At 47.2% G+C, this 15402-nt stretch carries 13 protein-coding genes; 7 read left to right on the forward strand and 6 right to left on the reverse strand.

Features of this window, described 5'->3' with window-relative positions:
• Positions 1-18: 18 nt before the first annotated feature.
• From KTG12_RS09745 to KTG12_RS09755, 3 genes are all read left to right on the forward strand, one after another.
• Complete coding sequence (locus KTG12_RS09745; RefSeq protein WP_046452142.1) at positions 19-1281, forward strand: ABC transporter permease; 1263 nt, start codon at positions 19-21, stop codon at positions 1279-1281.
• A 10-nt stretch (positions 1282-1291) separates the two neighbouring features.
• A complete protein-coding gene (locus KTG12_RS09750) occupies positions 1292-2563 on the forward strand; it encodes an ABC transporter permease (protein ID WP_138272742.1) in 1272 nt (423 codons plus the stop codon).
• 103 nt (positions 2564-2666) lie between these two features.
• Complete coding sequence (locus KTG12_RS09755) at positions 2667-3332, forward strand: ABC transporter ATP-binding protein (protein WP_005636316.1); 666 nt, start codon at positions 2667-2669, stop codon at positions 3330-3332.
• A gap of 187 nt (positions 3333-3519) precedes the next feature.
• Here the strand turns inward: KTG12_RS09755 and KTG12_RS09760 are convergent, their stop codons facing one another.
• The 4 genes from KTG12_RS09760 to KTG12_RS09775 form a co-directional block, all read right to left on the reverse strand.
• Entirely contained in the window at positions 3520-4302 is a 783-nt protein-coding gene (locus KTG12_RS09760) for a DNA-binding domain-containing protein (RefSeq protein WP_005636317.1), read from the reverse strand.
• Between the two features lie 96 nt (positions 4303-4398).
• Positions 4399-4956, reverse strand: coding sequence for a phosphatase PAP2 family protein (locus tag KTG12_RS09765; protein WP_005636323.1), 558 nt, complete (start codon positions 4954-4956; stop codon positions 4399-4401).
• Positions 4957-4979: 23 nt separating this feature from the next.
• Positions 4980-5189, reverse strand: coding sequence for a hypothetical protein (locus tag KTG12_RS09770; protein ID WP_005636325.1), 210 nt, complete (start codon positions 5187-5189; stop codon positions 4980-4982).
• A 96-nt stretch (positions 5190-5285) separates the two neighbouring features.
• Positions 5286-5657 carry a diacylglycerol kinase family protein gene (locus tag KTG12_RS09775; RefSeq protein WP_081582788.1) on the reverse strand — a complete coding sequence of 124 codons (372 nt, stop codon included), beginning with the start codon at positions 5655-5657 and terminating at the stop codon, positions 5286-5288.
• A gap of 164 nt (positions 5658-5821) precedes the next feature.
• Here KTG12_RS09775 and KTG12_RS09780 point away from each other — a divergent pair, with 164 nt between their 5' ends.
• The 4 genes from KTG12_RS09780 to KTG12_RS09795 all read left to right on the forward strand — a co-directional run bounded on the left by KTG12_RS09780 (position 5822) and on the right by KTG12_RS09795 (position 10941).
• Positions 5822-7303, forward strand: a complete 1482-nt coding sequence (locus KTG12_RS09780; RefSeq protein ID WP_005636328.1) for a TolC family protein — start codon at positions 5822-5824, stop codon at positions 7301-7303.
• A gap of 57 nt (positions 7304-7360) precedes the next feature.
• A complete protein-coding gene (locus KTG12_RS09785) occupies positions 7361-8734 on the forward strand; it encodes a sigma-54 dependent transcriptional regulator (RefSeq protein WP_005636330.1) in 1374 nt (457 codons plus the stop codon).
• 13 nt (positions 8735-8747) lie between these two features.
• Positions 8748-10049 carry a PAS domain-containing sensor histidine kinase gene (locus KTG12_RS09790; RefSeq protein ID WP_005651035.1) on the forward strand — a complete coding sequence of 434 codons (1302 nt, stop codon included), beginning with the start codon at positions 8748-8750 and terminating at the stop codon, positions 10047-10049.
• A gap of 73 nt (positions 10050-10122) precedes the next feature.
• The gene (locus tag KTG12_RS09795) at positions 10123-10941 is read left to right on the forward strand and encodes an MBL fold metallo-hydrolase (RefSeq protein WP_005651037.1); all 819 of its coding nucleotides are present in this window, start codon (positions 10123-10125) and stop codon (positions 10939-10941) included.
• 136 nt (positions 10942-11077) lie between these two features.
• On the opposite strand, the gene KTG12_RS09800 is transcribed toward KTG12_RS09795, so the two are convergent.
• Together KTG12_RS09800 and secA are read right to left on the reverse strand one after the other, a co-directional pair.
• Positions 11078-11815 (reverse strand): hypothetical protein, encoded by a 738-nt coding sequence (locus KTG12_RS09800; RefSeq protein WP_005636339.1) that lies wholly within the window; start codon positions 11813-11815, stop codon positions 11078-11080.
• A gap of 145 nt (positions 11816-11960) precedes the next feature.
• Positions 11961-15320 (reverse strand): preprotein translocase subunit SecA, encoded by a 3360-nt coding sequence (secA, locus tag KTG12_RS09805; RefSeq protein WP_005636340.1) that lies wholly within the window; start codon positions 15318-15320, stop codon positions 11961-11963.
• Between the last annotated feature and the right edge of the window lie 82 nt (positions 15321-15402).

The following is a 15402-nucleotide window of genomic DNA, read 5'->3' on the forward strand; positions in this document are numbered from 1 at the left end:
TCGTAAATATCTTTTCTCATGTTCAGACAGTATTTTAAACAAGCTATCCAGATGTTGAAGGAGAATCGCCTTACCAGTGTGATCTCGATTCTTGGAACGGCACTTTCGATTGCGATGATACTGGTGGTGATTCTCCAGTTCCAAATCAAGCTGGTCGGTTTTCGACCGGAGTCGAACCGGGACAGGATGCTTTATATCATGGGGATACGGGCAGATTCACGGGATAGTGAAACCCGGAATTCGACCGCCATGTCCGATGGTGTCGTGAAGGAATGTCTTTATCCGCTTCAAACCCCCGAAGCGGTGACGGCGATAGCGAGTGGCAAGGTGATCGTCTCGCTGTCGGACCGCCAGCTGTTCGAGGAGTATGTGATAAAGTATACCGATCCCGGTTTCTGGAAGGTCTTTGATTTCCGCTTCATTTCCGGCAAACCGTTTACGGAGGCGGATTTCATTTCCGGCTTGCCTCGTGTGGTCATTACGAATACGTTGGCCCGCAAGCTTTTCGGATCGGAAGACCCGATCGGAAAAGAGGTGTTGATGGGCTATGTGCCGTATGCCGTTACGGGAGTGGTGGAAGCTCCGACGCGGGCAGCCAACAGTGCTTATGCGGATGTTTGGGTTCCCTATACCAGCAATACGAATTATGTGAACGGTAGGTCGTGCGGTGGTGTCTGCGGTAGTTTCCAAGGGGTTATCCTAGCTTATTCGGCAAGTGATTTCGAGGCGATCCGTGCGGAAATCAAACAAGCGGTCAGCCGTTATAATGCTGCCGGCCGTGAGTTTGTCTTAGGAATGAACTTCGTGTTTTCCCGCTTGGACGTAGCGTTGGGATCGAATGATATGGACGGAGGTATCCGGAGGGGATGGAAAGAATATCTGACGCAAACGGCTCCTTTGTTGTTGTTCCTGTTGTTGGTGCCGACATTGAACCTGACAGGTGTCGTCCAATCGTCCGTTCAAAAACGCCGCTCCGAGGTGGGGCTTCGTAAAGCGTTCGGGGCAACGAAAGGACGTCTGTTGACGCAGGTCTTATGCGAGAATCTGATTATCACTCTGATCGGGGGCTTGATCGGAATCGTCCTGTCTGTTATCTTGCTCCAACTCGGCAAGTCGTTCCTTTTGACAAAGGATACAGTGGTTACTTTCGAGATGCTTTTCAAGCCTGTCCTGTTTGCTGCCGCCCTTTTCTTCACTCTGCTGTTGAATCTGCTGAGCGCCGGCCTTCCGGCAATCCGGATCTCCCGTGAACAAATTGTGGAAGCATTGAACAATAAATAAATCCAATACAATGATCAGACATATTTTAAAGATAATGTGGAACCAGCGCCGCAGCAACGGCTGGATATTTGCAGAGTTGGCGGTGGTGGCTGCAGTGCTCTGGATGATGATAGATACGTTCTGGGTGGATTACCGGACATATCATGCTCCTTTAGGCTTCGATATCGGAAACGTATGGCGTTTTAAGTTAAGCGATTTGGATGCAAAGGCGCCGGGCTACATGCCTGATTCTCTCTATCATTCGTCCGATCCGGAAGATTTGACGCGGTTGATGACTCAGATCCGTCAGAACCCGGAAGTGGAGGATGTTTGTGTCACTTTCTATTCTTGTCCCTATTCGAACGGCAATTCCTGGAGGGAAGTCAAGCCGGTGGATGGCGACACGATCTATGCGGCCCATATGGAGTCGTTCCAAATGCGCAATGTCACACCGGAATATTTCCGCCTTTTCCGTATCCGGACGGTCGACGGAGAACCGGTCTACGACAAGGTTGCCGGACGGCATAACGTGATTGTGATCACACCGGAAATGGCGGAAGGTTTCTATCACGGTGCCCCGAATATTGTCGGTCGTCGCGTGTATCATGGCGGTCATGATCTGTCATCCGAGATCGCTGCGGTTTCCACTTCCATCCGCACGAACGAATACGAACGTCCGGAAGCCTCTTATTTCCAGTGCTTGGAAGGTGAAACTTACAATTCAACTGTCAGTAGCTTCGGTGCCAGCAGCGCAGAGTTCTGTGTTCGGATGAAACGTCCTTATACGCAGAACGAGATGAACCTGTTCCTGGACGGAATGGGAGAGAGGCTGAAGGTCAACAATCTTTATGTCTACGGCATTACCCCGATCTCCTCTTTCCGTGAACAGCAATTGAGTCAGAAAGAACGGGAGGCGAATAACAAAATCTCCTTGATGGTCTTTATGTTGGTAAATGTCTTCTTTGGTATCATCGGCACTTTCTGGCTTCGTATGCAGAACCGCAAAGGAGAGATCGGGCTCCGGATGGCTTTGGGGGCTCACCGTATCACGTTGGAACGCTATATGTATACCGAGGGACTTTGTTTGCTTGCCTTTACATTGCCCTTGTTGATCATCTTTGCCTTTAATATGGTTTATATGGACCAGCTCGATTCTTACCGCCAACCGCTTACATTTATGCGTTTTCTCATGACTTTCGGTTTTACCTATCTTCTGATGGGGGTCATGATCTGTATAGGTATCTGGTTCCCGGTACGCAAGGCGGTACGGTTGGCTCCGGCGGAGGCGTTGCATTATGAGTGATTTACTCCTTTTGATACGCAATTTGCCGATTGGAAGCATATACGAAAGAATATAATAACAACGGGCAGTCTCTTAACCCTGTCCACAACAAACAATAACGATTATGATAACACTTACAAATCTTGAGAAGATCTACCGGACGAAAGAAATCGAGACGGTTGCCCTGGAGAACGTGAACCTGACGGTCAATAAGGGAGAATTCCTGAGTATCATGGGGCCTTCCGGTTGTGGTAAATCTACGTTGCTGAACATCATCGGGCTACTGGACGCTCCGACTTCCGGCACGGTCGAGATTGCCGGAATCAATACGATCAATATGAATGACAAGCAACTGGCTGAGTTCCGTAACCAGAAGTTAGGTTTCGTCTTCCAGTCTTTCCATCTGATCAATTCGCTGAACGTACTCGATAATGTCGAACTGCCCCTTCTTTACCGTAAGGTCAGCGCCAAGGAACGCCGTGAAGCCGCCGTCGCCGTGCTCGAAAAGGTCGGTCTCTCGCACCGCATGCGCCACTTCCCGACGCAGCTCTCCGGCGGCCAGTGCCAGCGTGTCGCCATCGCCCGTGCCATCGTCGGCAACCCCGATATCATCCTTGCCGACGAGCCGACCGGTAACCTGGACTCCAAGATGGGAGCCGAAGTCATGGAATTGCTCCACAAATTGAACAAGGAAGACGGACGCACCATCGTCATGGTCACCCATAACGAAGAGCAGGCGCGCCAGACCTCACGCACCGTGCGCTTCTTCGATGGGCGGCAGGTGATGTAAAGAGCGCAAAGTGTTGCGCAGTTCTCTGAACACAGATATCTTGCAGGCTCGATGGTTACCTGCATCCGACATGCCTCATTGCTATGAGGTGATAAACCTCAAACCTGTGAGGTGTGTAGCCTCAAACCTATGAGGTAATAAGCCTCATAACTATGAGGCATACTCAATGCAGGTAACCATCGAGGTGTCACACAACGGTAAAGGTGAGATAGCCGTAACGTTCCTTCTTATATAAATGATAAGTAGGAGTGTACTGGCTACCAATGATCGCTTCCCATTCACCGGGCGTAAAATCGATGTCGGTGGGGAAGCAAAGGCGGTTCACCGAGTTGACGGACATCTTGCTGGAGGGATAGAAATATTCTTCATCGGTAGCGACGCACCGGAGCCTGACGCCGACGCCGGGCAGGCCGCCCATCAGCGTCAGGCGGCTGCCGTAGATCGAGATGAACGGATGGCGTCCGGCAGGAAGCTGATTGTAAGGTTCGGTGCTGTCAGCAGTGCGAGGTTCGATCTTGAGGCTGACATAGGCCGGACGCGGAGCATTGGCGAACGTTTCCTGCGTGATGTTTTCGACCGGGATGCGTGCCGTGCGCTGCTTCAGTTGAGGCGAAGGACGGAGACAAGGCGTGAGGGTATGTTTCTTGCGGTTGAACTTCTCGCCCAGGCTTTCGAAGCTACCGCTTGCAGTGATCTCCGTACGGCCGAAACCGAAGTCGACGTTAAAGCCTTCTTCGATGGCCTCATAGATTTCGTTTTTGATTATATTGAAAGCCGTGACAAGGGTTTCTTTACCGTATACGTTTCTTTTCTTGACAATACGTTCGGCGATCGTTTCAATGCCGATCGTACTGCGGAAGATGACACTGGCTTTATAGCCTTTGTAGCCAGGTAGATTACTTTTGCTGACGCGGATATACGACTTGGGAGGCTTGATGCCTAATGCTGATTCAGGTAATTCTTTATCCATAATCGTTTGGATTTCAAAAGCTCAAGGCTTAATATGGCTCACTGTTTGTATGAAAAAGCCCGGCTTTATGATCTCTGTGAAGCCGGGCTTAATTTTCTAAAATGTCATGGAAGCATATATGCCGAAGTGTTTATCACTCGCAACAGGGCTGATAGACAGGTTATGCTTCGTGGCAAACGGACGGGTAAAAATGTAAGCGCTTCCGGCTCCGAGAGCGGCTCCCGCCACAACGTCCCACCAGTCGTGCTTTTTGGCATACGTCCGGCTCCATCCGACATACGAGGCAATCGCATAGGCCGGAATTCCCCATTTCCAGCCATAACGCCGTTGGATGAATGCAGCTCCCGTAAATGAAACTGAGGTGTGCATGGAAGGAAACGAATGTTTGTCGCTACCGTCCGGTCGCTCTTTCTTGATCAGATATTTCAGGGCGTATGTCATACCTATAGTAGAAACTCCTGCCAAAGCGCCTTGCTTCAATCCTTTCCAATCCTGCAACACCAATACGGTGGTCAAACTCGCTACAGGCGTTACAAACGCCAACACGTCACCTGACGTACGGACAGCCTTGCGGCTTCCGCTTATCTCAACCTCCTGCGCCTTTCCCGATAAACAAACGAATAATATGAAAATCAGGGTAAGAATTCGTTTCATTTATAGATATGTCTTATTTGCGTTTATTTGCTTTTTTCAAGAATAAGGCGGCTGATACGTGCCTGTACTTGCATTAGTGTTACAACGTCGATATTTTCAAAGTCAATGTCAATGAGTTTGATTTTGTCTTTTTTAGACATTCTGTGTGGAGAATGTCCCATTTCCTTTACTAAATCATCAATCATTTCTTTAATTTTTTCCGCTCTTTTCGGATAATTTACTGTGCGTGCCATAATCTCCTGTTTTAATGTTTAATTAATAATGGCACAAATATAGGAAAAGAGAATTGTAAAACAATGAAATAAAGGACTATTCTTTTAAATAGTCATTCAGAATCCCAGTTTAGGGAAAAAAATAATCGATCCGACTATGGCGGCTGCTATTGCCATAATTAAGACGGCTCCTGCCGCGAGGTCTTTCGTTTTTTTTATTATTTCGTTGTATTCGGGTGAGACTAAATCTGCCAATGATTCGATGGATGAATTGATTGCTTCTGCCGATAATACGGCTCCGATTACGATCACGACCGCTATCCATTCTGTCTGGGATAAACCGAAGAAAAAGCCGGCAATAACCACACAAATAGCCGCAAAACAATGTATCCACGCATTGTGCTCTTTTTGTATCAATAAACGGATGCCGTTAAAAGCATACCGGAAACTGGCTAGTCGTTTACGGAAAGTGAAGCCGTTGTTTTTCATATTATTTATTGTTTTGAGAGAACGAGACAAAGATACTAATAATACTTCGAAAACGGACACTATGTTCATTTTCGGACACTGTTGTTTGGAACATGTTGCAGATAATCAGTTATATATCTTTTTGGCATAGCTTTTGCCAATGGTGGGGCAAAACATTTATTACGATGAAAAAGATCTATATAGCCATCATTTCTCTCCTGTTATCGGATGTCGGATTGCAGGCACAGGAACAAGATACTGTCAGGCTGACCCTCAAAGAAGCGATTAACTTGGCGCAAATGCAATCGGTGGATGCTGCAGTTGCCTTAAACGAGTTGAAAACTGCCTATTGGGAATACCGTACACATGTTGCCGACCAGTTACCGGAGATAAACTTCAAAGGGACGCTTCCAGCTTATAGTAAACAGTATACCAAATACCAGCAGTCCGATGGTTCGTACACTTTTGTCCAAAATAATTCGCTCGGCTTGAACGGAGAGATTTCGATTGATCAGAATATAGCTTTGACAGGTGGTAAGATATCGTTGAACTCTTCTCTCGATTTCAACCGGCAGTTGGGGAAAGGGGCTTTCAACGAATATATGAGCGTGCCTATCGGGTTGACGCTTACGCAACCGATTTTCGGTGTGAACGATCAGAAATGGAAAAGGCGTATTGAGCCTGTACGCTATCAGGAAGCGAAAGCCGCTTATATCGAGAGTGTGGAAGGGGTGACGATCAACACGATCGGTTATTTTTTCAATTTGTTGCTGGCGAATGAGAACTTGCATATTGCCAGGCAGAACCTTGAAAATGCCGATAAATTGTACGAGATAGCTGTTGCCAAGCGTAAGATCGGTCATATCTCCGAGAGTGAACTGATGCAGCTGAAGTTGTCTGCCTTGCAGATGAAAGGGAAGTTGACTGAGGCGCAGTCCGGTCTCAATGCCAATATGTTTCAGCTCCGTGCTTTTTTGGGGTTGAGCGAACAGGAAGTGATCGAGCCGATCCTGCCGGAGTCCGCTCCTTCTCTACGGATGATTTATGAGGTTGTGTTACAGAAAGCACAGGAAAACAATTCGTTCGCCAAGAATATTCGTCGTCGTCAGCTGGAAGCCGATTACGAGGTCGCGGCTGCCAAAGGAAACCGCCGCAGTATCAACCTTTTTGCCACGATCGGTTATACCGGAAAAGACCATACGTTCGATGCTGCCTATCACCGGTTAAAGGGAAACCAGGTGGTGGAAGTCGGCATGACGATCCCGATTCTCGACTGGGGTAAGCGCCGGGGCAAAGTGAAGGTTGCCGAATCTAACCGCGATGTGACATTGTCCAAGATTCGCCAGGAGGAAATCAGTTTCAATCAGGATATTTTCCTGTTGGTGGAAAACTTTAATAACCAGGCTGCCCAATTGGAGATCGCTCAGGAAGCTGATGTGATTGCCGAGAAGCGCTACAAGACTTCTATCGAGACATTCATGATCGGAAAGATCAATATTCTGGACCTGAACGATGCGCAACAATCTAAGGATGAGGCTAAACAGAAGCATATCCAGGAATTGTACGACTATTGGAACTACTATTACAATATACGCAGTGTCACTCTTTATGATTTCATTAATGACCAGACTCTTGATGCGGAATTTGAGAAGATCGTGAGGCGATGATTGATTTAATTCTATAAATTTGCAAATCATAAATCATAAATTTGAAATCATAAATCAATGATCTTGATAATAGACGATGATGCTGCCGTTCGTTCTTCGCTAACTTTCTTGTTGAAACGAGCCGGGTTCGAACCGGAAGCTGTTCCGGGGCCGGAAGAGGCGTTGGTTGTCGTACGCCAGACGACGTTGCAGCTTATCCTGATGGATATGAACTTTACACTGACTACAACCGGTGAAGAGGGTATACAACTACTGAAGCAGGTGAAGGTATTCCAGCCCGATGTCCCGGTTATTCTGATGACGGCATGGGGATCTATTTCGCTTGCCGTACAGGGAATGCAAGCAGGAGCTTTCGATTTTGTGACTAAACCTTGGAATAATCTCGTACTGCTGAAATCTATCCGTACGGCGATCGAACTAAGTGAACAGAAGAAGGAGCAGAAAATGCCATTGAACCGCCTGGATGCCGATAATAAATTTCATTTTGACAAGATCATAGGCCAGAGCGCTCCGTTGATGGATGTGCTGGGGACGGTTTCCCGGATTGCTCCGACCAACGCTTCAGTCCTGATAACCGGAGAGAGTGGAACGGGCAAAGAACTGATTGCCGAGGCGATTCATACGAACAGTTCACGTGCGAAGGAGCCGTTCGTAAAGGTCAACCTTGGCGGACTTTCGCAAAGCCTTTTCGAGAGTGAGATGTTCGGGCATAAGAAAGGAGCGTTTACCGATGCTTATATCGATCGTACCGGACGTTTCGAGATGGCAAATAAAGGGACGATCTTTCTCGATGAAATCGGCGATCTCGAACTGTCTTGTCAGGTGAAGTTGTTACGTGTTCTGCAAGACCAGACGTTCGAGGTTTTGGGCGATAGCCGTCCTCGCAAAGTCGATATCCGTGTGGTTAGCGCGACAAACCGTAACCTGCGTGAAATGGTGGTAGAGCGCATGTTTCGGGAAGATTTGTTTTATCGCATCAACTTGATAACCGTCCACCTACCTGCGCTTCGTGAGCGTAAAGACGATATTCCTCTGTTGGTACGCTATTTTGCCGACAAACAATCGGAGATAAACGGCTTGCCTACCGTCCGCTTTTCGTCGGAAGCCTTGACCTTCCTGCAAAAGCTGCCTTATCCTGGTAATATCCGTGAGTTGAAGAATTTGGTGGAACGGACGATATTGGTATCAGGCAAGGCTGTTTTGGAAGCCTCTGACTTCGAGAGCCAGTGCTTCCATACGATGCTGTCGGCAAAGGCTGAGGCTGCTTCTTCGCTTGAAGGCCTGACGTTGGACGAGTTGGAAAAGCAAACGATTCTCCAGGCACTGAAGACACATGCCGGTAATCTTTCACACGTTGCTACGGCGCTCGGCATCAGTCGGGCAGCTCTGTATCGTCGTCTAGAGAAATATGATATACCTGTAGACAAGTAAATCGTCCCGGCTGATGAGAATAAAAGGACTGTTTTGGATATTGACTGCATTGCTGTTGTCTGTATTGGCAATCATTACCTATCATGCTTTCTATACGGAATCGGTTTCCCTGTTCTTCTTGGTGGAAGGACTCGTACTTCTGACGGTTCTCTATTTGTCTGTGTTCTATCGCCGTATCATCAAGCCGCTTCATATCATTGGGAACGGTATGGAGCTGTTGAAGGAACAGGATTTCAGTTCCCGTCTGAGCCGTGTGGGACAGAAGGAGGCAGATCGTATTGTCGATATATTCAACAAGATGATGGAACAGTTGAAGAACGAACGACTGCATTTAAGGGAACAGAATCATTTTCTGGATCTGCTGATCAATGCTTCACCGATGGGAGTGATTATGTTGAATCTCGATAAGGAAGTCCTTTCGGTTAATCCGGCGGCTCGTAAGATGTTGGGGATCTCTTCCTTGCCGGATATTGTGGGTAAGCGTCTGTCGGAATTGGATTCACCTTTGGCGGCAGAGCTGGAGCCGATCCCCTTGTATGATTCGCAGACAGTTCGCCTGAACGATGCCAATATCTATAAATGTACGCATTCATCGTTTGTGGACCGTGGCTTCCATCATTCGTTCTATCTGGTGGAAATGTTGACGCAGGAGGTCTTCAAGGCCGAAAAGAAAGCGTATGAAAAGGTGATCCGCATGATTGCCCATGAGGTGAATAACACGACTGCCGGCATTACTTCTACATTGGATACGCTTGAAGCGACCTTCAGCGAGATGCAGGATACGGAAGATATTTGTGAAGTTTTGCGCGTTTCGATAGAGCGTTGTTACAGTATGAGCCATTTTATCACGAATTTTGCAGATGTGGTCCGCATACCGGAGCCGCAAACCAAGACACAGCCGCTGAATGCAGTTGTCTTTTCTTGCAAACGTTTTATGGAAACGATCTGTCTGAACCGGAATATCCGGATCGTGATGGAGCTGGACTCCGTCTCGCCGATTGTCAATCTGGACAATTCACTCTTCGAACAGGTATTGGTCAACATCATCAAGAACGCCTCCGAGGCGATCGGCCACGATGGCGAGATTTATATCCGTACCTCCCGTAATCCGGTTTGCCTGGAGATTGCCGACACTGGTAAAGGCATTGATAAGGAAACGGAGGCCAAGTTGTTCAGCCCTTTCTTTTCCACCAAACGCGGTGGTCAGGGCATCGGCTTGATCTTTATCCGCGAAGTGCTTCAAAAACACAACTGTTCTTTTTCTCTTAGGACGTATGCGGACGGATTGACGAGGTTTAGAATTTTGTTCGAGTAGTATCGGACTTACAGGCTTGACCGGACGGAATGATAATAAGTAACTGTAATAAAATATAGATAAACCTACATTTATGATTGAAAATATGACTACTGAACTGACTATGCTCGGAACAGGTAATGCTACCGTTACAAAATGTTATAACACCTGTTTCACGATTAAGACCGGAAAGAACATCTTACTGGTCGACGCCGGAGGTGGCAACGGTATATTGGGACAGTTGGAGAAAGCGGGAATCGCGATAAGCGAGATACATGATATGTTTGTGACACATGCTCATACCGACCATATATTGGGGGCTGTCTGGATGGTCCGTATCGTTATGCAGAAAATGCTGTCCGGACAATATACGGGCACTTTCCGGGTGTATGGACATGATAAGGTGTTGGAAGTGCTGGATTGGATCTGCCGGAAATTGCTGCCGGCAAAGATCGTCGCATTGATCGGGAGCGCAGTCGAGTTTCGTGAGGTGAAGGATGGAGAGACCTTTGAAGCCGGAGGTTTATGCCTGCAATGTTTCGATATCGCATCCACCAAAGAAAAACAGTTCGGATTTCGAACGCAGCTGCCGGACGGACAGTCGTTTGTCTGTCTGGGAGACGAACCTTATAATGTGATAAACCGCTCTTATGTGGAAAATGCGGACTGGCTTTTATGCGAAGCCTTTTGCTTGTATGAGGATCGGGAAGTTTTCCAACCTTATAAGAAGCACCACAGTACGGCATTGGACGCCGGGAGATTGGCTGCGGAATTGGGAGTGAAGAATTTGGTCTTATATCACACCGAAGACCGTAACTTGGATACCCGCAAGCAATCTTATATGCGTGAAGCTGCACAAGCATTCTCCGGAACCGTTTATGTACCGGACGATTTGGAAAGGATTAACATTTGAATAAACACCGGTCGATAGTTGTTCCGAGTGTGGCTGATATTATGCCGGATCTCTGTCGTACGGATTTATATGATTCGCTTTTTGTATAAATAAAAAAAGAGGACCGAAGTCCTCTTTTTAATTATTGCGTTATATTTTATTTTGCAGCAGCATTGATAGCATCCAGAATCTTTTTGGAATTAGCATCGGCTGCGTTCAAAGCGACTGCCTGTTCCAGATAACCTTTTGCTTTTGCCATTTGAGCATCTGCTTTTTTCTTTTCAGCAGCGTATTTGTCTGGATCGGATGTTGCGATCGGGTTGGCATCGGCCAGAATTTTTGCACCTGCATTGTAGAACATAACGCCAAGGCTGTACAGAGCATTGCCTTTATATTTGGCGTTACTTACAACTAATACGTCTTTGAACAGTTCTTCTGCTTCTTCTGTCTTACCTGCTTTCTGGGCTGCTTGTCCTTTCTTCATGCAATAAGCATACAGAAGTTTTTCGAGGTTTGCGTTTTGGGCATTTGCTTTCAGACCAGCTTCAACTGTTGCTGTAAAATCAGCAGCTTTGTCCTGACTACGCAAAGACATCGCTTTGCCTACATAGGCGTCGTCCGCTTTATAGCCCTTTTGAATGGCCATGTCGTAGAACTTGATGGCATCGTCATACTTTTTGGCATTGTAAGCTGCAAATGCACAGTTAAAGATACGGCTTTCATCTTCATAGTTTGTAAGTTTCAAGTATTCGCTGTACTTTGCTACAACTTCGGGATAGTTTTTTGCAGTCATGGCTGCGTCTCCTTCTTCACGCAGTTTGTCTGCGTTCGCATCTTGTGCGAATAAATTGCCTACACTCAGGCAAAAAGCCAGTAATAAGATAATTTTCTTCATGGTGATTAAATGTAATATTTAAATTAGTTCGACTAAGGTAGTAAGTGTAATGTAAGAGACAAAAGGATTTTATGTTTTTTTAGATTTATAAAGAAAACAAAGGCGACCTTCAGAGCCGCCTTTGTTTTGATCTTACAGGATAGGATTATAAACCTTGCCCGTGGCAATTCTTATATTTCTTACCGCTTCCGCAAGGACAGGGGTCGTTGCGACCTACGCGTTTTTCGGCGCGAACTGGTTCCTGGCGCGGTTGTTGCTGGGCACGTTCTTCCGGATTGTTGTTACCGGAGATATCGGTCTTCTCAGTACGATATTTGCTCATGTCCTGGTGGCGCTCGGCTTCAGCTCTTTGGATAGCGATACGCTGACGGGCAGCCTCTTCCATAGCTGCTTGACGGGCAGCCATAGCCTGCTTTTCTTCTTCGGTCGGTTCTTCGCGAACAGGGATCTGCCCGCGCATCAGGACAGCAGCAGTCTTACGGTTCATCATATCCACCATGTTCTTGAACAGGTTGTAAGACTCTAACTTGTAGATCAACAGGGGATCTTTATTTTCGTAACTGGCGTTTTGTACCGAGTGACGCAGTTCGTCCATTTCACGCAAATGTTCTTTCCAAGCTTCATCGATAGTATGCAGGACGATCGATTTTTGGAATGCTTTCGTGATAGCTTTGCTTTCTGTTTCGTAAGCTTCTTTCAAGTTGCAGGAAACATTATACATACGTTTACCGTCCGTAATAGGGATCATGATGTTTTCATACATCGCACCCTGATGTTCGTAAACTTGTTTGATCACCGGATTGGCAACCTGAGTCATACGTTCCATGCGGCGTTTGAACAGCTGCAACGCTTCATCGAACAGTTTATCGGCCAGCTTGTCGGCTTTGCCGTTCTTGAATTCTTCTTCCGTGAACGGACATTCCATTGCGAAAGTCTTGAACAGTTCCAGCTTGAAACCTTCGTAGTCACCATCGGCATGCTGGTCGACGATTGCAACGGATGTATCATAAATTGTATTTAATACGTCCAGACCGATACGTTCTCCCATCAGAGCATGACGACGGCGGGTATAGATTACGTTACGTTGCGAGTTCATCACATCGTCATATTCCAACAGACGTTTACGAATACCGAAGTTGTTTTCTTCCACCTTCTTCTGAGCACGTTCAACAGATTTGCTCAGCATGCTGTGTTCCAACACTTCACCTTCCTTGAACCCTAATTTGTCCATCAATCCGGCTATCTTTTCAGATGCGAACAGACGCATCAAATCGTCTTCCAGAGAAACAAAGAATACGGAAGAACCCGGGTCACCTTGACGTCCGGCACGACCACGTAACTGACGGTCTACACGGCGGCTTTCGTGACGTTCCGTACCGATGATGGCCAAACCGCCGGCTGCTTTTACTTCCTGCGATAGCTTGATGTCAGTACCACGACCGGCCATGTTGGTGGCGATCGTCACCGTACTGCTCTGTCCGGCAGTCGCTACGATTTCAGCTTCTTTCTGGTGCAATTTCGCGTTCAGGACGTTATGTTTGATCTTACGCATAGTAAGCATACGGCTCAACAATTCGGAGATTTCGACGGATGTCGTACCGACCAGTACCGGACGTCCTGCTTCGGTCAACCGGACGATCTCTTCGATTACGGCGTTATATTTTTCGCGTTTCGTCTTGTAGATGCGGTCGTTCATGTCGTTACGGGCGATCGGGCGGTTTGTCGGGATTACGACAACATCCAGTTTGTAGATGTCCCAGAATTCACCGGCTTCCGTTTCTGCCGTACCGGTCATACCTGACAGCTTGTGATACATGCGGAAGTAGTTCTGCAGGGTGATTGTTGCAAATGTCTGTGTTGCAGCTTCCACTTTCACACGTTCTTTTGCTTCGATAGCCTGATGCAGACCGTCGGAGTAGCGGCGTCCGTCCATGATACGGCCCGTTTGTTCGTCGACGATCATGACCTTGTTGTCCATCACGACATATTCGTCGTCTTTCTCGAACAAAGTGTAAGCCTTCAACAACTGGTTGATCGTATGTACGCGTTCGCTCTTGACGGAATAGTTGGCCAGCAATTCGTCTTTCTTAGCCTGTTTTTCTTCTTCGTTTTGGATATGTTCCAGTTCGGAAAGCTGGGAGGTGATATCCGGCAATACGAAGAATGTCGGATCATCGGTCTTGCCGGTCAGCAAGTCGATACCTTTATCGGTCAATTCGATACTGTTATTTTTTTCGTCGATCACGAAGTACAGTTCGTCTGTCGCTTCATGCATGTGACGCATGTTTTCTGACATGAAATATTCTTCCGTCTTCAACATCTGGGCTTTTACGCCTTGTTCGCTCAGGAATTTGATCAGTGCCTTGTTGCGCGGATATCCTTTGAAAGAACGGTACAGTTGGATAGAACCTTCTTCCACCTCTTTCTGATCGCTGCTTGCCATTTTCTTCTTGGCTTCGATCAGCATCTTGGAACAAAGGTCTTTCTGTGCGTTTACGACTACTTCCACGTTCGGACGGAACTGTTCGAACAGCTGCTCTTCGCCGCGAGGGATCGGACCGGAAATAATCAACGGTGTACGGGCATCGTCGATCAACACGGAGTCGACCTCATCGACGATGGCGTAGTTGTGTTTGCGCTGTACCAGGTCGTTCGGGCTGATCGCCATATTGTCACGCAGATAGTCGAAACCGAATTCGTTGTTCGTACCGAATGTGATGTCGGCATTGTAAGCGGCACGGCGGGCATCAGAGTTCGGCTGGTGCTTGTCGATACAGTCTACCGACAGTCCGTGGAACATATATAACGGGCCCATCCATTCCGAGTCACGTTTTGACAGGTAGTCGTTCACGGTTACTACGTGTACACCGTTGCGGGTCAATGCGTTCAAGAATACCGGCAGAGTAGCCACCAATGTTTTACCTTCACCGGTCGCCATTTCGGCAATCTTGCCTTTGTGCAGTACGACACCACCGAACAACTGTACGTCGTAGTGGACCATATCCCAGGTGATTTCGTTGCCACCTGCCACCCAATGGTTGTGATAGATGGCCTTGTCGCCGTTGATTTCCACAAAGTCGTATTTGGTAGCCAGGTTACGGTCGAAGTCATTTGCCGTTACTTCGATCGTTTCGTTTTCAGAAAAACGGCGAGCCGTATCTTTCATGATAGAAAAGACTTCTGGAAGTACCTCTTCCAGTACCACTTCCATCTTTTCAGTGATATTCTTTTCGATCTTGTCAACTTCTGCCCAGATCGCTTCACGTTCTTCCAGTTCCTTGTTGTCGATGCCTTTGCGCAGTTCTTCCACTTTAGCGCGTTCATCGGCTACGTAATCCTGGATACGTTGTTTGATTTCATCAGTTTTTGCACGAAGCTCGTCATTCGAGAGCTTTTGGATTGACGGATATACGGCCTTGATCTTGTCCACATACGGGGTGATTTCTTTCAGGTCACGCTGCGACTTATTGCCGAACAGCTTCGTCATAAATTCATTAAATCCCATAACTTATTAAATTGACAATTGACAATTGACAATTGACAATGCAATTGACGATTTCAATTGGATGGTTACTAATTTTATTTGT

It is taken from the genome of Parabacteroides sp. MSK.9.14 (genome assembly GCF_019041495.1).
Classification (GTDB): domain Bacteria; phylum Bacteroidota; class Bacteroidia; order Bacteroidales; family Tannerellaceae; genus Parabacteroides; species Parabacteroides merdae.